We start from the raw sequence: 21,056 nt of genomic DNA on the forward strand, positions 1-21,056 counted from the left end.
CGAGCCTGCGCGGCTTCGCCGAGTGCGATCGTGCGCGCGGCAGCCCGCAGCCTCTCGATCGCTGGCGCCTGCTGCGCAACCCGTCCCTCCATGAAACAAGTCTGACAGCCGGGTCCGACAGTTTTTCGCGAGCAGTCGGGAGCCTGTGGAAACTCGCTGGTCGAGTTCGCCGCGACCCTCCAGAACCTGATCCCGCCGCTGAGTGCGTCCACCTCCACCGCCGCGATAGACTGGCACTCAACCTGCGAGAGTGCCAAGACGGGAGGCGTGCACCATGCTCGATGACCGCAAGCTCGCCATCCTGCGGGCGATCGTGACCGACTACGTCTCCATGCGCGAGCCGGTCGGATCCAAGGCCTTGGTCGAGCGCTACCGACTCGAGGTCTCCCCGGCCACCGTCCGCAACGACATGGCGGTGCTGGAGGAGGAGGGCTACATCACCCAGCCGCATACCTCCGCCGGGCGCATCCCCACCGACAAGGGCTACCGGCTGTTCGTCGACCGGCTGGCCTCGGTCAAGCCGCTGTCGACCGCCGAGCGGCGGGCGATCGAGACCTTCATGGCCGGCGCCCTGGACGTCGACGATGTGGTGCGCCGTACCGTCCGGCTGCTGGCGCAGATCACCCAACAGGTGGCGATCGTGCAGTACCCGATCGACCTTGGCTCGTCCATCCGGCACGTGGAGATCGTCACCCTCGGCTACGACCGGGCACTGGCCATCGTGGTCACCTCGGCCGGCCGGGTCGAGCAGCGCTCGATCGATACCGGCGGGGCCACCGAGGACGATGTCGCCGATCTCCGCGGACGGTTGAACACCGCCCTGGTCGGGCTGACCGCGCAGCGTGCGGCGGCGGTCATCGCCAGTTTCGTCGACGAGTTGCCGGCCGGGCTTCAACCGCTGGGCGCGGTCGTGTCGGCCGCGGTGCTGGACATCATCGGCGTGGAGCGCTCCGGCCGGGTGGTGGTCGGTGGAGTGCCGAACCTGACCCGGTTCTCCGACCAGTTCGAGTCCACGGTGAAGCCGGTGCTGGAGGCGCTGGAGGAGCAGGTGGTGCTGCTGCGGCTGCTCGGCGAGGCCTCCGGCGAGGACGACGTCACCGTCCGGATCGGCCGCGAGAACCCCTACGAGGCGCTGCAGTCCACCTCGATGGTGGCCAGCGCCTATGGCGCCGCGCCGGACGGCTGGGCGACGTTGGGTATCGTCGGACCGACCCGAATGGACTATCCCTCCACCATGGCCGCGGTGCGTGCCGTGGCCCGCTATGTCGGCCGGTTCCTGGCAGAAGGATGAGCGTGACCACTGACTACTACGAGGTACTCGGCGTCTCCCGTGACGCCAGCACCGAGCAGATCAAGAAGGCCTATCGCAAACTTGCGATGAAGTACCACCCGGATGTCGCCGACGATCCGGGCTCCGCCGACAAGTTCAAGGAGATCGGCGAGGCCTACGAGGTGCTGCACGACCCCAACAAACGGGCCATGTACGACCGCGGTGGGGATCCGCTCGGCTCCTCCGGTGGCGGGTTCGGCGGGTTCGGCTTCCCCGGTGGCGCCGGCTTCGACTTCACCAACCTGGTGGACGCGATGTTCGGCGCGCAGACCTCCAGTCGCGGCCCGCGGTCGCGCACCCGGCGCGGTCAGGACGCCCTCGTCCGGCTCTCGCTCACCCTCGCCGAGGCCGCTTTCGGGATCACCAAGCCGTTACGGGTGGACACCGCGGTGATCTGCCCCAAGTGCAACGGCGCCGGCGCCGAGCCGGGCACCGAACCGATGACCTGCCAGACCTGTCACGGTCAGGGCGACATCACCCAGGTGCAGCGCTCCTTCCTGGGCGATATCCGCACCACCCAGCCCTGCCCGACCTGCCGCGGCTATGGCACCGTGATCCCGCACCCCTGCGGTGAGTGCTCCGGTGAGGGCCGGGTGCGCAGCAATCGCACGATCAACGTCAAGATCCCAGCCGGGGTGAGTTCGGGCAACCGGATCCACCTCGACTCCCAGGGCGAGGTGGGCCCCGGTGGCGGTCCGGCCGGCGACCTGTACGTCGAACTCGCGGTCGCACCCCACAACATCTTCAAGCGCGAGGGCGACAACCTGGAGGTGGTGGTCAAGGTGCCGATGACCGCGGCGGCGCTGGGCACCGAGATCACACTCGACACTCTGGAGGCCGAACGCGACGACCTCGACCCGTCCGAGGCGACCGTCGCGGTGGCCATCCCGGCCGGCACCCAGTCCGGCACCCGGATCGCCATCAGCGGTCGCGGCGTGCCGCGGCTGCGCGGCGGAGGACGCGGCGAACTCGGCGTCACCCTGCTGGTCCAGACGCCGATGAAGCTGGACGACGAGCAGCGCGAGTTGCTGCGGAAGTTCGCCGAACTGCGCGACGAGGGCCGTCCCGAGGTGGCGGCGTCGAAGCACCGCAGCGGGGTGCTCGGCTGGCTGAAGGAGACCTTCTCATGACCGAACCGGTCTTCCTGTCCTACCTGGACGACCCCGCCCTCGGCAGCCGCGTCGAGTTGACCGGGGACGAGGGCCGGCATGCCGTCTCGGTCCGGCGGATCCGGCTCGGCGAGGTGATCTGGATCGCCGACGGCGCCGGTACCGCCGTCCGCGGACCGGTGGTCGAGCTGGGCAAGGGCAAGCTCGCCGTCGAGGTCGACGAGGTGGTGCACACCCCGGCCGGCCCGATTCGCTACGTGGCTGTCCAGGCCCTGCCCAAGGGCGACCGCGCCGAGCAGGCAGTCGATCTGCTCACCGAACTGGGCGTGGACGAGATCGTCCCCTGGCAGGCCGAGCGGTCGGTGGTGAAGTGGACGCCGGAACGGGTTGAACGCGGGCTGACCCGCTGGCGCGCCACCGCGCGCGAAGCGGCCAAACAGTCCCGGCGGTTCCGAGTGCCGATCGTCAGCGCACCGCTGACCACCGACGAACTCGCGCTGCGGATCAAGCAGACCGCGCTCACTGTCGTGCTGCACGAGACCGCCACCGAGCCGCTGGCCGGACTGGATCTTCCCGGCAGCGGCGAGGTGATGTTCATCGTCGGCCCCGAGGGCGGACTCACCGACGCCGAGGTGGAGACCTTCGCGTCGGCCGGCGGCCAGGTGGTGCTGATCGCCGACACCGTGCTGCGCACCTCCACGGCGGGCGTGGTGGCCCTGGCCCAGCTCCAGGCGCTCAGCGCCCGCGATGCTCGTGGCTGAGGCTGCCTTCGGCTTCACCCCCGGCACCGTCCTGCCCGACGGCCGTGGTCGCAGCGGCGTGATCCGTAGCCCGCACGGCGAGATCCGCACCCCGGCGTTCGTCGCGGTCGGCACCAAGGCCACGGTCAAGGCGGTGCTGCCGGAGTCGGTGGCGGCCCTCGGCGCGCAGGCAGTGCTGGCCAACGCCTACCACCTGTTCCTGCAGCCGGGCTCCGACATCGTCGATGCCGCCGGCGGCCTGGGGGCGTTCATGAACTGGCCCGGCCCCACCTTCACCGATTCCGGCGGCTTCCAGGTGATGAGCCTGGGGGTCGGTTTCAAGAAGGTGCTGGCGATGGACACCGTCGGCCTGGCCGACGACGACGTGATCGCCGAGGGCAAGCAGCGGCTGGCGCAGGTGGACGACGACGGGGTCACCTTCCGGTCCCACCTCAATGGCGACCAGCTCCGGTTCACCCCGGAGGTCTCGATGCGGATCCAGCACGAGCTGGGCGCCGACATCATGTTCGCCTTCGACGAGTTGACCACGCTGATGAACACCCGCGGCTACCAGGAGCGCTCGGTCGACCGCACCCATGCCTGGGCGGCCCGCTGCCTGGCCGAGCACGACCGGCTCACCGCCGTCCGGGCCAGCAAGCCCTACCAGGCGCTGTTCGGGGTGGTGCAGGGCGCCCAGTACCAGGACCTGCGCCGGCAGGCCGCTCGTGACCTGGCCGGTCTGACGGTCGAGGGCAGGACGTTCGACGGGTTCGGCATCGGTGGTGCGCTGGAGAAGGAGAATCTCGGCACCATCGTCGGCTGGGTCACCGACGAACTGCCCTTCGACAAGCCCCGGCACCTGTTGGGGATCTCCGAACCGGACGACTTCTTTGCCGCCGTCGCGGCCGGCGCGGACACCTTCGACTGCGTGATGCCCTCCCGGGTCGCCCGCAACGGCGCGCTCTACACCCCCGACGGCCGGTTCAACGTGGTGACCGCCGCCAACCGGCGCCGCTTCGCCCCGATCGACCAGGACTGCGACTGCTACACCTGCCAGCACTACACCCGGGCCTACCTGCACCACCTGTTCAAGGCCAAGGAGATGCTGGCCTCGACCCTGGCCACGATCCACAACGAGCGGTTCACCGTCCGGCTGGTGGACGACATCCGGACCAGCATCGAGGCCGGCGAGTTCGAGGCCTTCCGGACGGAGTTCCTGGGCCGCTTTTATTCCGGACGCCGCTAGCGCGCCGTCCGTCGAGACTCCACCCGCTTCACCCGCGGAGCGGCCGAGAGCGAGCCTCGTCTATTCCGGACGCCGCTAGCGCGCCGTCCGGCTTGACTCCCGGCGTTGCGGCATGTGGCACGATGCAGCAATGCGCTTCACCTATCAGCCCGGCAGCGGTACTGCGGTCTGCGGACCGCTGGTCGCCGCCCTGGTGTCGCTGAAGCCGACCCATCCGCTGGTGAGTCGGCTGGCCAGCTGTGCCGCGACCGCTGCCTCGGCCGATGACCTGGTCGAGGTGCTGCTGTCGCCGGGGCTGCGGGCGGTCAGCGACTTCTTGATTCTCGAGCGGGGCACAACCGGGCCGCGGGTGGTGGTCCGGGGCAGCTACACCGCGCTGCTCGCCGACGGTTCCCAGATCACCGGTTCCGGCCTGCTGACCGACCGCAGCCTGCCCGTGGGGACGGAGGTGGCCGCCATCGCCGCCGGGGAGCCGACCGGGGTCAGGCTCCGGCTCGGTGAGGGAGTGGTGCTGGCCGACCGGATCTGGCTGGCTGCCGACGAGCCGACTGACGGCCTGCCACCGGCACCGGACCCGGGCCCGGCGACCGCCCTGCTCGGCGGCGGCCCGCCGCCGTCGGCTCCGCCGTCCGACTGGTCGCCGCCGCCCGGGCCACCGCTGTTCATCGCGCCGGTGGTGCTGGCCGTCCAGTGCCCCCAGGGCCACCTCAACCCACCGCACGTCGCCTTCTGCCGGGCGTGCCGCCAGCCCCTGGCCGCGCAGCAGCCGTTCGAGGCCCAGCGCCCGCCGCTGGGCGTGCTGCGGCTGTCCACCGGCGAGGTGGTCACCCTCGACCGGGGCATCGTGCTCGGCCGCCATCCCACCCTGCCCGACGGCCACAGCGGGGAGCCGACACGGCTGGTCACCCTGGTCGACCCCGACCGCGACACCTCCTCGATGCACCTGGAGGTGCTGCTGGACGGCTGGAACGTGCTGCTGCGCGACCTCGGCTCGACCAACGGCACTGTGGTGGTGCCGCCAGGGGCACCGGCGGTGACCCTGCGGCCGCGCGAGCCGTTCGCCATCGAACCGGCCACCCGGGTGATCCTCGCCGGCACCATCGAATTCGTCTGGGACGCCGCCGGCCAGCCAGCCTAGAATCCTGCCCGTGGACTGGGCGATGGCGGTCATGGCGACGCTGCTCGCCGTGGCGGCGGCGACGGTGGTCTGGTGTGCCGTCGAGTGGCGCCGGGCGTCCGCCGACGCCCGGCGGCTGCGCAGCCTGGCTCGCTGGCGGGCCGACCAGGTGTCGATGCTGAGCCACGAGTTGCGCACCCCGTTGACCATGGTCAAGCTGTCCGGTGATCTGCTGGCCAGCCAGAGCCCGGGACCGCTCACGTCCGCCCAGGCCCGGTTCGTCGAGACCATCCGGCACCAGGCGGACTCCACCATCGAACTGGCCGAGGACCTGCTCACCCAGGCCCGGATCGAGGCCGGACGGTTCAATCTCCACCTCGAGCCCTGCGACGTGGCCGAGATCGTCGTCGGGCTGGTCGCCGACCTGCGCGGGCTGCGGGGCAGCCCGATCGTGATGGACTGCCCGACCGTGCCCTGCTGGGTGCAGGCCGACAAGCTGCTGGTACGGCAGGCGCTGGCGAACCTGATCAACAACGCGGTGGTGGTCAGTCCGGCCGGCAGTCCGGTGACCGTCCGGGTCACCCAGCGCGAGTATGACGTCCTGGTGTCGGTCACCGACGACGGGACGGGCATGACCGCCGCCGAGCGGCTGGAACTCTTCCACCGGTTCGCCTCCGGGCGCCCGCTGCGCAGCGGCACCGGCCTGGGCCTGATCATCACCAAGCAGATCGTCGAGCGGCACGGCGGCCGGCTGTTCGTTGATACCGTGGCCCAGCGAGGAACCACGATGATGTTCAACCTGCCGATCGGCGGCCCCAACGAGGTGGTGGCATGACGGAGCCCGTGAAGGCGCGGATCCTGCTGGTCGAGGACGAGCCCCAGATGCTCGACATCTGCGACTACATTCTCACCGGGGCCGGCTACCTCGTGGTTGGGTCTCCCGATGCCGAGACCGCCCTGCAGCATGTTCGCGCCCAGCACTTCGACCTGGCACTGTGCGACATCATGCTGCCGAATGCCTCCGGCCTCACCCTGTGCCGCAGGATCCGGGACTCCACCGACATCCCGGTCTGCTTCCTGTCGGCCAAGGGCACCCCGGAGGAGCGGGTGGCCGGCTTCGAGGCCGGCGCCGACGACTACATCGTCAAGCCGTTCAATGCCCGGGAGTTGTTGATGCGGGTGGCGGTGATCCTGCGGCGCAACGCCCAGGGTGAACTCAACAACGGCCCGCTGGTGCTGACCCGCGGCTCCAACACGGTCCGGGTCGGCCACCGCAGGGTGCCGGTCTCGGACGCTGAACTGCGGCTGCTGGTGACGCTGCTGGAGCACCGGGGAGAACCGGTCTCGTGGCGCGACCTGGTCGCCACCGCCTGGTTGACCGAGGCGCCCGAGACCGGCCGGGACATGCTGAAGACCACCATCCACCGGCTGCGTGCCAAACTGGGCGACACCGAGCCGCCCCTGATCGTCGCCGTGCGGGGAGAGGGCTATCTGATGCCCGATCTGCTCCCGGACCGACGGTGACACAGCTGTCACCAAACGTGACCTCGGCGTAGCCCACTGCCGAACGCGGCTGTCCTAGCATCAGGCTCAGACCAGACCGGGCAGAGTCGCCGGCTGGACCTTGCGGAAAGGACTACCCCCATGAAGATCCGATCTCGAGCAGCACTCACCTCCGCTTTTGCCCTCACCCTCACGATGCTGGCGTCCTGCGCCGTCGACGAGGCAGGCGTGGGTACGGACACCGGAAAGCCGAGCGGCAAACTGGTCGTCGCCTGCGGCGCCCAGGAGGACTGGTGCCAGGCGATGACCGCGGCCTTCCAGGCCAAGACCGGAGTCGAGACCAGCTTCGTCCGGCTGAGCTCGGGTGAGGCGGTGGCCCGCCTGGAGTCGGCGAAGGAGCAGCCCGAGTTCGACGTCTGGCACGGCGGCCCGGCCGACGGCTACGGCCAGGCCAGGGAGAAGAACCTGCTGGAGGCCTATGTCTCCCCGAACGCCGCCGCCATCCCTGCGCAGTACAAGGATCCCGACGGCTGGTGGACCGGTGTCTACGTGGGTGCCCTCGGGCTGTGTTCGAACACCGAGGTGCTGTCCGAACTGGGTGTCGAGCAACCGATGTCGTGGGAGGACCTGCTCAACTCCAAGCTGAAGGGCCAGATCATGATGGCTCACCCGGCGACCTCGGGCACTGCCTACACCGCACTGTGGACCCAGGTCGTGCTGAAGGGCGGCGAGGACCAGGGCCTGGAGTACATGAAGAAGCTGAACTCCAACATCCTGCAGTACTCCAAGACCGGCTCGGCCCCCGGCGAGGCGGCCGCCCGCGGTGAGGTGGCAGTGGGCATCATCTTCACCCACGACTGCGTGAAGTACCGCGAGGAAGGTGCCAAGAGCCTGGTCGTCACCCACCCGTCGGACGGTGCCGGCTACGAGATCGGCGGCGTGGCGATGATCGCCAAGAACCAGAACCCGACCGCCGCCAAGGCCTACATCGACTGGGCACTGACTGCCGAGGCGCAGGACATCGGCCCGACGGTCGGTTCCTTCCAGGTGCTGACTGCACCGGACGCCGTCACCGACGAGCGGATGGCCAAGCTGAGCGAGATCAAGCTGATCGATTACGACTTCGCCGCAGCCGCCGCAGCCAAGTCCGGCCTGATCGCACGCTTCGACGCCGAGATCGCCTCGGAGCCGAAGGAGTGAGCACTGCCGTCTCCACCCCTGCGGCCACGACCGGTCAGCGCCGACCCCGCCAACTCCGCCAGGACACCTCCACCCGCGTCCTGATCCTGCTGGTGAGCATGGTGTTGTTCCTGTTGATCGGCTTCCCGCTGATCAAGGTGCTGTCCAATGCCTTCGGCGAGGACGGACGCGAGGTCCTGGCCCACATCTTCTCCACCGCCTTCAACCGCACGGTGATCCTCAACACCATCGTCCTGGGTGTAGTGGTGGGGCTGATCGGGACCGCCATCGGCTTCCTGCTGGCCTACGCCCAGGTGCGGCTGCGATTCCGGGGAAAGAAGTTCTTCCACCTGGTGGCGTTGATGCCGATCGTCTCGCCGCCGTTCGCCGTCGCGACCGCCACCATCACCCTGTTCGGCCGCCGCGGGCTGATCAGCCACGATCTGCTGGGGTTGTCGATCAGCCCCTACGGGCTGGGTGGGCTGGCCTTCGTGCTGTCGCTGAGTTTCTTCCCGGTGGCCTACATGAACTTCAAGGGCCTGCTCGAGCACCTCGACCCGGCCCTCGACGAGGCCGCCCAGTCCCTCGGTGCGTCGAAATGGACCATCTTCCGGACCGTCACCTTTCCGATGATGATCCCCGGCATCGCCAGCAGCTTCCTGCTGCTCTTCGTGGAGGCCATCGCCGACCTGGCCAACCCGCTGGCGATCGGCGGCGACTACACCGTGCTGGCCTCGCGGGCGTTCATCGCGATCACCGGCGAGTACAACGTGGGCGCCGGTGCCGCCTACTCGGTGGTGCTGCTGTTCCCGGCGCTGCTGGTCTTCATGGTGCAGCGCTACTGGGTGTCCCGCAAGAGCGTGGTCAGCGTCACCGGCAAACCGGCCGGAAAGCCGCAACTGCTCCGGCGTGGTGCCGGATTCGTCGCCATCAGGACCGGAGCCACCCTCGTGGTCGCCCTGGTCGTGCTGATGTACGGCACCGTGATCGTGGGCGGCTTCATCCAGTCCCTGGGCATCGACAACAGCTGGACGCTGGACAACTACCGCTTCATCCTGCAGGGCATCGGTGCCCAGGCGATGATCACCACCACAACCCTGGCGCTGATCGCAACCCCGATCGCCGGCGTGCTGGGCATGTTGATCGCCTGGCTGGTGGTGGTGAAGCTTCGCCGCGGCAAGGGTGTGCTCGACTTCGTGGGCATGCTCGGGCTGGCAGTCCCCGGCACCGTCGTCGGCATCGGCTACTCGGTGGCCTTCTCCCAGGCCTACATTGCGGGCGGACGGATGTGGTTCCCGGCACTGGCCGGCGGCCGTGCGATCCTGGCCGGCGCGCTGGCGATCGTGATGGTCTACGTGATTCGTTCGATGCCGTCGGGCCAGCGCTCGGGGGTGGCGGCGCTGCAGCAGATCGACCCGGCGATCGACGAGGCCTCCACCTCCCTGGGGGCGTCGGGTTTCCAGACCTTCCGCAAGATCACCCTGCCGCTGATCCGGCCGGCCTTCCTCTCGGGGTTGACCTACTCGTTCGCGCGCTCGATGACCACGCTGTCTCCGATCATCTTCATCACCACCCCGCAGACCAAGATCATGACCTCCCAGATCTTCGCCGAGGTCGACGCCGGGCGGTTCGGCCACGCCTTCGCCTACTGCACCCTGCTGATCATCCTCGTCATGGCCGTCATCGGCCTGCTCAACCTTGTCGTCCGCGATCGCTCTCCGCTGGCCGCCGACGCCCTTGCTTCGTGAAGGAGCCTCAGATGACAACCTCCTCATCGTCCGGCGAACTGGTGCTGGCCGGCCTGGAGAAGGTGTTCGCCACCAAGAAGTCGGTGGTGCGGGCACTCGACCGGATCGACCTGACCATCACCCCCGGCGAATTCGTCACCCTGCTCGGCCCCAGCGGCTGCGGCAAGACCACCACGCTGCGGATCATCGCCGGTTTCGAGACCCCCAGTGCCGGGGACGTCCTGCTGGACGGCCAGTCGATGGTTGCGGTCACCCCGGACAGGCGGCCGATGGCGATGGTCTTCCAGTCCTATGCGCTGTTTCCGCACATGACGGTGTGGGAGAACGTGGCCTACGGGCTGAAGCTGAAGAAGTTGCCGGCCGCCCAGCTCAACGACGAGGTCGAACAGGCGCTCACCTCGATGGGCCTGACCCACATGCGCGACCGTGCCCCCGCCCAGATGTCCGGCGGCCAGCAGCAGCGGGTCGCACTGGCCCGTGCGATGGTGATGCGGCCGAAGGTGTTGCTGTTCGACGAGCCGCTGTCCAACCTGGACGCCAAACTGCGAGTGGCGATGCGCTCGGAGATCCGGCGGCTGCAGAAGCGGCTGGGGATCACCGGCGTCTACGTCACCCATGACCAGGACGAGGCGATGAGCATGTCCGACCGGATCGTGGTGATGAACGAGGGCCGGGTCGAGCAGGCCGCCACGCCGGTGGAGATCTACCGCCATCCGGCGACGGTCTTCGTTGCCGACTTCATCGGCCGGGCGAACTTCCTCAAGGTCGATGCCGCCCATCGCGCTGGGGAGGGTCAGGTCCGGGTGGCAGTACTGGGCGAGGAGTTCGTCACGCCGGCGGCACCGGGAGCGCTCGACGGCCAGCCCGTCCTGCTGGTGCGGCCGGAGTCGATCCGGCTGGAGCCGGTCGCTGAGCAGACCATCGGCGGCCAGATCGGGCGGGTGTTGTCCACCGTCTTCTACGGTGAGTCGGTGGAGTATGTGGTCGAGACCGCGCAGGGCAACATCACCGCGGCCGAGGCCGACCCGGACGAGGCAGGCATCCTCCAGGCCGGCGCCTATGTCGAGGTCGGCTTCGAGCTGACGCGAACCTGGCTGCTGCCGGCCGGAGCCTGACCCGGCACGGCCGGGTCAGGCCGTTGCTGTCCGGCCTACTGGTGCGGTCCCGGGTTGCCGCTGGAGCGTGGCTGGTCGTATTCGTCGGTCGGGTCGATGGTTGTTCCGGGGTTGCCGATCGAGCGTGGCTGGTCGAACTCGTCGGTCGGGTCGGTAGTCGTCCCCGGGTTGCCGATCGAACGTTGGCCCGTGGCCGGGTCCGGCTGTCCGTCCGGAGCTGACGGTACTGCCTCGTCGTAGCCGCTTGACATAGCTTCTCCTGTTCGCAGCGGCGTCCGCCTTCCGGCAGGTCGTTGCGGCCTGCGTGCAGGCGCCTGGTATCTGACGAGTCTACCCGCGCCCACATCACCTGACGGGACACGCCCCGGCGAACACGGTGGGTGCCAGTTCACCCCGGTCGTGGCAGGCTAGGAGTATGACCGACTACGACGAAGCCGTCCCCGAAGAATCGGAGCAGCTCGACCAGCTGCAGCCTGAGGGAACCCTGCTGGACCGCGGCGTGGTCGACGTGCTCGACGAAGGCTATGTGACGCCCGAACGCTGGTCGCCCGCGATGGGCTTCGGCAGTACTCCCGCCGAGATGCGCCAGGGCGAGACCCTGGAACAACGCATCGGTCAGGAGTGGGTCGAGCCGCCGCGGCTCGACGGTCCGTGGAACCCCGACCCGAACGAACCCCGTGAGGTCGGCCATCACCGGGCCGGACGGCTGGTGGACGCCAATCACGGCTACGAGGGCGAGGACGCTGAGGCCGAGAGTGTCGGTCATGACGTCGGGATCGACGGCGGCGCGGCGAGTGCCGAGGAAGCCGCTGTGCACATCATCGACGATCTCGACGACCTCGACGATGAGGACTGACCCGCTCTACCCGCCACTCGAACCGTACGCCCACGGCTGGCTCGACGTCGGCGACGGTCAGCGGCTGTACTGGGAGGAGTGCGGCAACCCCGACGGGCTGCCGGCGGTGTTCGTCCACGGCGGCCCCGGTGGCGGTCTGGCTGCGGTCTACCGCCGCTACTTCGACCCCGCGCGGTATCGGGTGGTGCTGTTCGACCAGCGCAACTGCGGACGCAGCACCCCGCACGCCTCGGAACCGGCGGTCGACCTGTCAACCAACACCACCTGGCACCTGGTGGCCGACCTGGAGAAGCTGCGTGCTGACCGCGGCATCGATGCCTGGCTGGTCTTCGGCGGCTCCTGGGGGAGTTCGCTGGCCCTGGCCTACGCCGAGACCCACCCCGACCGGGTCACCGCACTGGTGCTGCGCGGCATCTTCACGCTGCGGCGCAGCGAGCTCGACTGGTACTACAACGGCGGGGCCGGCAACCTGGCACCGGCCTGGTGGCGTTCCTTCGAGGCGCCGCTGCTGGGGGCCCACGAGCCGTTCGACGCCCCCTGGCCGCGCGGTCAGGGCACGGTGCCGGCGACCTCCGAACTGCTGCGGCGGCACGGCGGCGACCGGATTGCCGCCTACCACGAGCTGCTGTTCGCTGCCGACCCGGCCGTCCATGTGCCGGCAGCCCAGGCCTGGACCTCCTGGGAGACCGCCACCTCCCACCTGGTCCTCGACCAGGCAGCGGTGGAGGAGTCCCTCGACCCGGAGCACGCCGTCGCCTTCGCCCGGATCGAGAACCACTACTTCGTCCACGGTGGCTGGTTCGCCGAAGGCCAATTGCTCCAGCAGGCCGATCGGCTCCGGCAGATCCCTGCGGTTATCGTCCAGGGCGCCTACGACCTGCCCTGTCCGGTCCGCACTGCCGACGACCTGCACCGGGTCTGGCCCGAGGCCGACTACCGGGTGGTGCTGGCCGGGCACTCGATCACCGAACCGGAGATCGCCGCCGAACTGGTGGCTGCCACCGACAGGTTCGCAGCGTCGGCAGGTTGAGTACGATAAGGGGCCTCACGTCACAGGAGGACCGCTGAACCAGCCAAGCGCAGCCATCGCCGAGCGCCGCGTCGCCATTCCCGCATCGATCAACATGGTGTCGGTCCTCGGGCCACGCGACGAGTTCCTCCGGATCCTGGAGTCGGCACTCGAGGCGGACATCCACGTGCGGGGCAACGAGATCACCTTCGTCGGAGACCCGGCAGCGGTGACTGCCGCCGCCGATGTGCTGACCGAACTCATCACCATCGTCCGGACCGGCCAGGGCCTGACCACGGACGCGGTCGAGCGCGTGGTCGGCATGGTCAGTCACGACGTCCCGGCCGCGGAGGTGCTGACCCACAACATCCTCTCCACCCGGGGCAAGACCATCCGTCCCAAGACGCTCAACCAGAAACGCTATGTGGACGCGATCGACAACCACACGGTGGTCTTCGGGATCGGCCCCGCCGGCACCGGGAAGACCTACCTGGCGGTCGCCAAGGCCGTGCAGGCGTTGCAGGCCAAGCAGGTCAACCGGATCATCCTCACCCGGCCGGCGATCGAGGCCGGCGAGCGGCTCGGCTTCCTGCCCGGCACCCTCAACGACAAGATCGACCCCTATCTGCGGCCGTTGTACGACGCCCTGCACGACATGCTCGATGTCGAGAGCGTGCCGCGGCTGCTGACCGCGGGCACCATTGAGGTGGCACCGCTGGCCTATATGAGGGGCCGCACGCTCAACGATGCGTTCATCATCCTCGACGAGGCGCAGAACACCTCGATGGAACAGATGAAGATGTTCCTCACCCGGCTGGGGTTCAACTCCAAGATGGTGGTCACCGGAGACGTCACCCAGATCGACCTGCCCACCGGCACCCGCAGCGGCCTGAAGCTGATCGAGGACGTGCTGGACGGGGTGCACGACATCGCCTTCTGCAATCTGACCAGCCATGACGTTGTCCGGCACCGGCTGGTCGGCAGGATCGTGGCGGCTTACGACCGCTACGAAGCCACCCGGAACAGCCCCACCCACGACAGGAAGACCCGATGATCGACCTGAACAACGAGTCCGGCCTCGCGGTGGACGATGCTCGCCTGGTCGGCCTGGCCGAATTCGCGCTCGAGCTGCTACGCATCCATCCCCAGTCGGAGCTGTCCATCCTGCTGGTCGACCCCCAGACCATGGCCGCCTACCACGAGAAGTTCATGGACGAACCCGGTCCGACCGACGTGCTGTCCTTCCCGATGGACGAGTTGCGTGCCCCCAGCGACGGCGAGGAGCCGCCGCTCGGCCTGCTCGGCGACATCGTGCTCTGCCCGGAGGTGACCGCCGCGCAGGCGGCCGAGAATCACCGGACGGCGGAGCAGGAGGCCGACTACCTGCTGATCCACGGCTTGCTGCACCTGCTCGGTCACGACCACGCCGAACCGGCCGAGAAGAAGGTCATGTTCGACCTCAACGACCGGATCATCGCCGCATGGGGCAGACACCGGGCCGCTGCCGGCCAGGCCGGGTGAGGCAGCGGTGACCCAGACGCAGTGGACCCTGATCGCCTGCGCAGCGGTCTGTGTCCTGCTGGCCTCGCTGCTGACCGCCGCCGAGGCAGCGCTCTCGTCGGTCTCCAAGTCCCGGGCCGAACGCCTGGTTGACGAGGGCCGCGGTGGCGCCCGGCGGCTGCAGCAACTGGTGGCTGACCGCGCGCCCTACCTCAACACCGTCCTGTTCCTGCGGGTGCTGTTGGAGGCCACCGCCATCGTGCTGGTCAGCCTGGTCTACTTCGAGCACCTGACCGCGCTGTGGGAGCAACTGCTGTTCCCGGTGCTGACCATGGTGGTGGTCTCCTTCATCGTGCTCGGCGTCGCCCCGCGGACCCTGGGACGCCAGCACGTGGACACCGTGGCGCTGGCCGCCGCCGGCCCGGTGAACGCGCTGACCACCGTGCTGGGCCCGATCCCGCAGTTGATGATCGTGATCGGCAATGTGCTCACCCCGGGCAGGGGGTTCTCCGACGGGCCGTTCACCTCCGAGGCCGAACTGCGGGAACTGGTCGACATGGCTGAGGCGAACGAGCTGATCGAGGCCGACGAGCGCAAGATGATCCACTCGGTCTTCGAACTCGGCGACACGATCGTCAAGGAAGTCATGGTGCCGCGCACCGAGATGGTCTACATCGAGCGCACCAAAACCCTGCGGCAAGGGGTTTCGCTGGCGCTGCGGTCGGGCTTCAGCCGGATCCCGGTGATCGGCGATGACGTCGACGATGTGGTCGGCGTGCTCTACCTCAAGGACATCATCCGCCGGATGTACGACAATCCGAAGGCGCAGACCAGCGAACTGGTCGAAACCCTGATGCGGCCGCCGTCCTTCTGCCCCGACTCCCGTCCGGTGGACGAACTGCTGCGCGAGATGCAGCTCACCCGCAGCCATGTCGTGGTCGTGATCGACGAGTTCGGCGGCACTGCCGGGCTGGCGACCATCGAGGACATCCTGGAGGAGATCGTCGGCGAGATCGTTGACGAGTACGACCAGGAGGTGCCGCCGGTGGCCCAACTCGGCGAGAACCGGTTCCGGGTCTCCGCCCGGCTCCCGATCGACGACCTGGGCGAGCTCTTCGGACGCAAGCTGGACGACGAGGAGGTCGACACCGTGCTGGGGCTGATGGCCAAGGAGTTGAACAAGGTGCCGATCCCGGGCTCGGTGGTGCACTGGGAGGGCATCGAACTGGTCGCCGAGCGCGGCTCGGGCCGCCGCCACCAGATCCAGACGGTGCTGGCCTCGCTGGTGCCCGACGAGGATGACGACAGCGTCGACGAGGCGGCCGAGGCCGCCGCCAAGCTGGCCGCCGAATCGGCGGGGAGGACGTCGTGACGCGTTCTGGCTTCGCCTGTTTCGTTGGCCGTCCGAATGCCGGTAAGTCGACCCTGCTGAACGCGCTGGTGGGAGAGAAGGTGGCGATCGCGTCCTCCAAGCCGCAGACCACCCGGCACGTCATCCGCGGCATCGTCAACCGGCCGGATGCCCAGTTGATCCTGGTCGACACCCCCGGCCTGCACCGGCCGCGGACCCTGCTCGGCGAGCGGCTGAACGACCTGGTCTTCCAGACCTGGTCGGAGGTGGACGTGATCGGCGTCTGCCTGCCGGCGAACCAGCGGATTGGTCCGGGGGACGAGTTCCTGGTCGGTGAGATCGCCGCGTTGCCCCGGCCGCCGGCGCTGGTGGCGCTGGCGACCAAGTCCGATCTGGTCAAGCCCGCCCGGATGGCAGAGCACCTGGTGAAGATCGCCTCCCTGGAGGACAAGCTCGGCATTCGCTGGTCGTGTGTCGTCCCGGTCTCGGCGCTGACCGACGACCAGGTCGACGTCGTCGCCGACGAACTGATCGCGCTGCTGCCCGAGGGCCCGCGGCTCTACCCCGACGGCGAGGTCACCGACGAGCCGCTGGAGACCCGGATCGCCGAACTGATCCGGGAGGCGGCCCTGGAGGGGGTCGAGGACGAGCTTCCGCACTCCCTGACCGTCATCATCGACGAGCTGGGCCAGCGCGAGGGCCGTCCCGCCGACCGTCCGTTGCTGGACATCTACGCCTCGATGGTGGTGGAACGCGACTCCCAGAAGGGGATCGTGATCGGCCACCGTGGCCAGCGATTGCGGGAGGTCGGCACCGCCGCCCGCATCCAGATCGCCGAACTGGTCGGGATGCCGGTCTACCTGGACCTGAAGGTCAAGGTGGTCAAGGACTGGCAGCGTGACCCGAAGAAGCTCAACCGGCTCGGATTCTGAAACGCCGACGGGCAGGCTGGCGGATCGGTCCGTGGTGTGCGACAGTAATTCCCATGTCGTGGGCGACCCTCCTGCTTGCTCGCCGCAGCGAGGCCTAGTTCCAAGTTCAGGCCTCCTCGCTGCGGAGTTCGTCACGCGCCTGGCTCACCAGTAACCCAGCGAGGAACACCATGACAACCATTCACCCCACCCGGCCTCAGGCTGTGCCGGTGCAGCAGCCCAGCCCGATGCCGTTCGGCCGCTACACCCCGTTCGAGCCGATCGACCTGCCCGACCGCACCTGGCCGGCGAGGAAGATCACCCACGCGCCGCGCTGGCTCTCCACCGACCTGCGGGACGGCAACCAGGCTCTGATTGACCCGATGACGCCCTCGCGCAAGCGGAAGATGTTCGACCTGCTGGTCCGGATGGGCTACAAGGAGATCGAGGTCGGATTCCCGTCCGCCTCACAGACCGACTTCGACTTCGTCCGCTCGCTGATCGTCGAGGACGCCATCCCCGACGACGTCACGATCTCGGTGCTGACCCAGGCCCGCGAGGACCTGATCGAGCGCACCGCGCAGTCGCTGGTCGGGGCGAAGCGGGCGACCATTCACCTGTACAACGCGGTCGCCGAGCTGTTCCGCCGGGTGGTGTTCGGCATGGACGAGGCGCAGACCATGGCGCTGGCGACCCGCGGCACCGAGTTGGTGATGAAGTATGCCGAGCAGCACCTGACCGATGTCGAGTTCGGCTACCAGTACAGCCCGGAGATCTTCACCCAGACCCCGACCGACTACGCGATCGAGGTCTGCAACGCGGTGATGGACGTGTGGGCGCCGGAGGCGGGCCGCGAGATCATCCTGAACCTGCCGGCGACCGTCGAGCGGTCGACGCCCAACACCTACGCCGACCAGATCGAGTACTTCGGCCGCAACGTCCGCAATCGGCCGCACGTGGCGATCTCGCTGCACCCGCACAACGACCGGGGTACCGCCGTGGCCGCTACCGAACTGGCTCTGATGGCCGGCGCCGACCGGGTTGAGGGCTGCCTGTTCGGCCACGGCGAGCGCACCGGGAACGTCGACCTGGTGACGCTGGGCATGAACCTGTTCAGCCAGGGCATCGACCCGCAGATCGACTTCTCCGACATCGACGAGATCCGTCGCACTGTCGAGTACTGCACCAACCTGCCGGTCCATCCGCGCCACCCGTACGCGGGGGATCTGGTCTATACCGCCTTCTCGGGCTCCCACCAGGACGCCATCAAGAAGGGGCTGGAGGCGCTGGAGAAGCAGGCGGCTTCCCAGGGGCAGACGATCCACGAGGTCGCCTGGGAAGCACCCTACCTGCCGATCGATCCGCACGACGTGGGCCGCACCTACGAGGCGGTGATCCGGGTGAACAGCCAGTCTGGCAAGGGCGGCATGGCCTACCTGATGAAGTCCGAGCACCAGCTGGAACTGCCGCGGCGGCTGCAGATGGAGTTCAGCCGGGCAGTGCAGAAGCACACCGATTCCGAGGGCGGGGAGGTGTCGCCGGCCGAGCTGTGGGAGATCTTCTCCGCGGAATACCTGACCAGCACCGAGCCGCTGGAACTGGTCACCGTCAAGGCCGTCTCCAACGGCGGCGGCTACACCGTCACCGCCGTTGTTCGTAACCACGGCGTTGAACGCGAGGTCATCGGTGAGGGCAACGGCCCGTTGTCGGCCTTCGTGGACGCCCTGGCCATCCTGGGCCACCACGTCCGGGTGCTGGATTACTCCGAGCATGCCCTGTCCGCCGGCGGTGACGCCCGTGCGGCGGCCTATGTCGAGACCGAGATCGGTGAGGGGGAGGACGCCCACGTGATGTGGGGGGTCGGTCTGCACGAGTCGATCGTTACCGCCTCGCTGCGGGCCGTGGTGAGCGCGGTCAACCGTGATGCCCGCGACCACGAGGCGGGGATGACCGACGAGGCCGCCCCCCGTCCCTGAGCCCTGCCAGGGACGGGCACGGTGGGGTGACCCCGAACCGAGCCGATAGGATCCGGCCATGCCCAAGGTCCTCACCGAACTTCCGGTCGGCGAACGCGTCGGCCTGGCCTTCTCCGGCGGTCTCGACACGTCGGTCGCTGTCGCCTGGATGCGCGAGAAGGGTGCGATTCCCTGCACCTATACCGGCAACCTCGGTCAGTACGACGAGCCGGACATCGACTCCGTCCCGGGCCGCGCGCTGGAGTACGGCGCCGAGCTCTCCCGGATGGTCGACTGCCGGGACCTGATGGTCGAGGAGGGCCTGGTCGCGCTGACCTGCGGCGCCTTCCACATCCGGACCGGCGGCAAGGCCTACTTCAACACCACCCCGATCGGGCGGGCGGTGACCGGCACCCTGTTGGTGCGCGCGATGCGCGACGACGACGTCTGGGTGTGGGGTGACGGCTCCACCTACAAGGGCAACGACATCGAGCGGTTCTACCGCTACGGCCTGCTGGCCAACCCCAAGCTGCGGATCTACAAGCCCTGGCTGGACGAGGCCTTCGTCGGTGAACTCGGCGGCCGCGCCGAGATGAGCCAGTGGCTGGCCGAACGCAAGCTGCCCTACCGCGACTCGAAGGAGAAGGCCTACTCCACCGACGCCAACATCTGGGGTGCCACCCACGAGGCCAAGGAGCTGGAGAACCTCAACGTCGGGGTCGAGATCGTCGAACCCATCATGGGCGTGCGGTTCTGGGATCCGGCGGTCGAGGTTCCCACCGAAGACGTCACCGTCCGGTTCGAGCAAGGCCGCCCGGTCGAGCTGAACGGGGAGACCTTCGCCACCGCAGTGGACCTGGTCTACCAGGCCAATGCGATCGGTGGGCGGCATGGCCTGGGCATGTCGGACCAGATCGAGAACCGCATCATCGAGGCCAAGTCCCGCGGCATCTATGAGGCCCCGGGCATGGCCCTGCTGCACATTGCCTACGAGCGGCTGCTGTCGGCGATCCACAACGAGGACACCCTGGAGAACTACCGCTCCTTCGGGCTGAAGCTCGGCCGGCTGATGTACGAAGGCCGCTGGCTCGACCCGCAGTCGCTGATGCTGCGGGAGTCGATCCAGCGCTGGGTGGGCTCGGCGGTGACCGGGACAGTGACCCTGCGGTTGCGCCGTGGCGACGACTACTCGATCCTCGACACCGACGGCCCCAACCTCAGCTACCACCCGGAGCGACTGAGCATGGAGCGGGTGGAGGACGCCGCCTTCGGTCCGCTGGACCGGATCGGTCAGCTCACCATGCGCAACCTCGATATCGAGGATTCCCGCACCCGGCTGGAGCAGTACGCCGGCCAGGGCATGGTTGGCGGCACGATCTCCCAGCTGGTGGGAGTCCTCGAACAGGGCGCGGCGCCGGCGATCAGCGAACTGCCGGCCGAGGTCTCCCCGGCCGTCGCCGAGGCGGAGGAGGGTGCGGCCTTCGATTTCGGCACCGACTGACGCCTGCCACCACCAGCTGGTGGTTCGCGCAGCGGTACCCGCCGGATGAACCGGTAGGTTGGGGTCATGGCGGTGGTGGAGCTGGAGAACGTGTCAGTGGTGCGCTCGGGAGCGACCCTGCTCGACGGGATCACCTGGCGGGTCGAGGAGGACGAGCGCTGGGTGATCATCGGCCCGAACGGTGCCGGCAAGACCACCCTGCTGCAGATCGTGGGCGCCCAGTGGCACCCCACCCGTGGCACCGCCCGGATCCTCGACGAGCGCCTCGGCGCCGTCGACGTGTTCGAATTGCGTCCCCGGATCGGGGTCACCTCGGCAGCCCTGGCCGACCGGATCCCCAAGGCCGAGCGGGTCAGTGACGTGGTGGTGTCGGCGGCCTACGCGGTGATGGGACGCTGGCGCGAGGAGTACGACCAGACCGACCTCGAGCGGGCCGGGCTGCTGATGGCCCAGCTGCAGGTGGAACAACTCGCCGATCGCACCTTCGGCACCCTGAGCGAGGGTGAGCGCAAGCGCGTGCAGATCGCCCGGGCGCTGATGACCGACCCCGAACTGCTGCTGCTCGACGAACCGGCCGCCGGTCTCGATCTCGCCGGACGGGAGGCGCTGGTCGCCACCCTGTCCGACATCTGCGAGGACGAGTACGCCCCGGCCACCGTCCTGGTCACCCATCATGTCGAGGAGATCCCGCGCGGGATCACCCACGCCCTGCTGCTGAAGCGCGGACGAGTGGTTGCCGCCGGCCCGATCGAGGAAACCCTCACCGGGCCCAGACTGTCGGCCACCTTCGGTCTGTTGCTCGACGTCCAGCACGACGGCGGACGCTGGACCGCCCGGGCCGCCAGCCGGGCCGGGCAGCGCCCGCCAGCACGTCTGGCCTGACGAA

At 68.7% G+C, this 21,056-nt stretch carries 20 protein-coding genes; 19 read left to right on the forward strand and 1 reads right to left on the reverse strand.

Annotated features, from left to right (window positions below; genetic code table 11):
• Nucleotides 1-274 precede the first annotated feature (274 nt).
• The 10 genes from hrcA to VB080_RS01350 all read left to right on the forward strand — a co-directional run bounded on the left by hrcA (nucleotide 275) and on the right by VB080_RS01350 (nucleotide 11,087).
• Complete coding sequence (gene hrcA / locus VB080_RS01305; RefSeq protein WP_323416636.1) at nucleotides 275-1,291, forward strand: heat-inducible transcriptional repressor HrcA; 1,017 nt, start codon at nucleotides 275-277, stop codon at nucleotides 1,289-1,291.
• Nucleotides 1,292-1,293: 2 nt separating this feature from the next.
• Nucleotides 1,294-2,460 carry a molecular chaperone DnaJ gene (dnaJ, locus tag VB080_RS01310; RefSeq protein WP_323416610.1) on the forward strand — a complete coding sequence of 389 codons (1,167 nt, stop codon included), beginning with the start codon at nucleotides 1,294-1,296 and terminating at the stop codon, nucleotides 2,458-2,460.
• On the forward strand, nucleotides 2,457-3,200 hold the full coding sequence (locus VB080_RS01315) for a 16S rRNA (uracil(1498)-N(3))-methyltransferase (RefSeq protein WP_323416611.1): 744 nt from the start codon (nucleotides 2,457-2,459) through the stop codon (nucleotides 3,198-3,200). Before dnaJ ends, VB080_RS01315 begins: the two co-directional genes overlap by 4 nt.
• Entirely contained in the window at nucleotides 3,187-4,425 is a 1,239-nt protein-coding gene (gene tgt / locus VB080_RS01320; protein WP_323416612.1) for a tRNA guanosine(34) transglycosylase Tgt, read from the forward strand. Before VB080_RS01315 ends, tgt begins: the two co-directional genes overlap by 14 nt.
• A 130-nt stretch (nucleotides 4,426-4,555) precedes the next feature.
• Nucleotides 4,556-5,563: an FHA domain-containing protein gene (locus VB080_RS01325; RefSeq protein WP_323416613.1), complete on the forward strand. Its 1,008-nt coding sequence runs from the start codon at nucleotides 4,556-4,558 to the stop codon at nucleotides 5,561-5,563.
• A 10-nt stretch (nucleotides 5,564-5,573) separates the two neighbouring features.
• Nucleotides 5,574-6,377 (forward strand): HAMP domain-containing sensor histidine kinase, encoded by an 804-nt coding sequence (locus tag VB080_RS01330; protein WP_323416614.1) that lies wholly within the window; start codon nucleotides 5,574-5,576, stop codon nucleotides 6,375-6,377.
• Entirely contained in the window at nucleotides 6,374-7,066 is a 693-nt protein-coding gene (locus VB080_RS01335; RefSeq protein WP_323416615.1) for a response regulator transcription factor, read from the forward strand. Before VB080_RS01330 ends, VB080_RS01335 begins: the two co-directional genes overlap by 4 nt.
• Nucleotides 7,067-7,186: 120 nt before the next feature.
• Complete coding sequence (locus VB080_RS01340) at nucleotides 7,187-8,245, forward strand: ABC transporter substrate-binding protein (protein WP_323416616.1); 1,059 nt, start codon at nucleotides 7,187-7,189, stop codon at nucleotides 8,243-8,245.
• Nucleotides 8,242-9,972, forward strand: coding sequence for an iron ABC transporter permease (locus VB080_RS01345; RefSeq protein WP_323416617.1), 1,731 nt, complete (start codon nucleotides 8,242-8,244; stop codon nucleotides 9,970-9,972). Before VB080_RS01340 ends, VB080_RS01345 begins: the two co-directional genes overlap by 4 nt.
• Nucleotides 9,973-9,983: 11 nt before the next feature.
• Nucleotides 9,984-11,087, forward strand: a complete 1,104-nt coding sequence (locus VB080_RS01350) for an ABC transporter ATP-binding protein (protein ID WP_323416618.1) — start codon at nucleotides 9,984-9,986, stop codon at nucleotides 11,085-11,087.
• 35 nt (nucleotides 11,088-11,122) lie between these two features.
• Here VB080_RS01350 and VB080_RS01355 read toward each other — a convergent pair whose 3' ends face one another.
• On the reverse strand, nucleotides 11,123-11,338 hold the full coding sequence (locus VB080_RS01355; RefSeq protein ID WP_323416619.1) for a hypothetical protein: 216 nt from the start codon (nucleotides 11,336-11,338) through the stop codon (nucleotides 11,123-11,125).
• Between the two features lie 164 nt (nucleotides 11,339-11,502).
• Here VB080_RS01355 and VB080_RS01360 point away from each other — a divergent pair, with 164 nt between their 5' ends.
• From VB080_RS01360 to VB080_RS01400, 9 genes are all read left to right on the forward strand, one after another.
• Nucleotides 11,503-11,943 (forward strand): DUF5709 domain-containing protein, encoded by a 441-nt coding sequence (locus tag VB080_RS01360; protein ID WP_323416620.1) that lies wholly within the window; start codon nucleotides 11,503-11,505, stop codon nucleotides 11,941-11,943.
• On the forward strand, nucleotides 11,933-12,973 hold the full coding sequence (locus VB080_RS01365; RefSeq protein ID WP_323416621.1) for an alpha/beta fold hydrolase: 1,041 nt from the start codon (nucleotides 11,933-11,935) through the stop codon (nucleotides 12,971-12,973). Before VB080_RS01360 ends, VB080_RS01365 begins: the two co-directional genes overlap by 11 nt.
• A gap of 94 nt (nucleotides 12,974-13,067) precedes the next feature.
• Nucleotides 13,068-14,006, forward strand: coding sequence for a PhoH family protein (locus tag VB080_RS01370; RefSeq protein WP_323416622.1), 939 nt, complete (start codon nucleotides 13,068-13,070; stop codon nucleotides 14,004-14,006).
• Nucleotides 14,003-14,473, forward strand: coding sequence for an rRNA maturation RNase YbeY (gene ybeY / locus VB080_RS01375; RefSeq protein ID WP_323416623.1), 471 nt, complete (start codon nucleotides 14,003-14,005; stop codon nucleotides 14,471-14,473). Before VB080_RS01370 ends, ybeY begins: the two co-directional genes overlap by 4 nt.
• Before the next feature lie 7 nt (nucleotides 14,474-14,480).
• The gene (locus VB080_RS01380; protein ID WP_323416624.1) at nucleotides 14,481-15,824 is read left to right on the forward strand and encodes a hemolysin family protein; all 1,344 of its coding nucleotides are present in this window, start codon (nucleotides 14,481-14,483) and stop codon (nucleotides 15,822-15,824) included.
• Nucleotides 15,821-16,735: a GTPase Era gene (era, locus tag VB080_RS01385; protein ID WP_323416625.1), complete on the forward strand. Its 915-nt coding sequence runs from the start codon at nucleotides 15,821-15,823 to the stop codon at nucleotides 16,733-16,735. Before VB080_RS01380 ends, era begins: the two co-directional genes overlap by 4 nt.
• Nucleotides 16,736-16,905: 170 nt before the next feature.
• Complete coding sequence (gene leuA, locus VB080_RS01390; protein ID WP_323416626.1) at nucleotides 16,906-18,690, forward strand: 2-isopropylmalate synthase; 1,785 nt, start codon at nucleotides 16,906-16,908, stop codon at nucleotides 18,688-18,690.
• Between the two features lie 58 nt (nucleotides 18,691-18,748).
• Nucleotides 18,749-20,170: an argininosuccinate synthase gene (gene argG, locus VB080_RS01395; RefSeq protein WP_323416627.1), complete on the forward strand. Its 1,422-nt coding sequence runs from the start codon at nucleotides 18,749-18,751 to the stop codon at nucleotides 20,168-20,170.
• A 66-nt stretch (nucleotides 20,171-20,236) separates the two neighbouring features.
• On the forward strand, nucleotides 20,237-21,052 hold the full coding sequence (locus VB080_RS01400) for an ABC transporter ATP-binding protein (RefSeq protein WP_323416628.1): 816 nt from the start codon (nucleotides 20,237-20,239) through the stop codon (nucleotides 21,050-21,052).
• The last annotated feature ends 4 nt before the right edge of the window (nucleotides 21,053-21,056 follow it).

The organism is Propionicimonas sp. (assembly GCF_034927565.1).
Lineage (GTDB): Bacteria > Actinomycetota > Actinomycetes > Propionibacteriales > Propionibacteriaceae > Propionicimonas.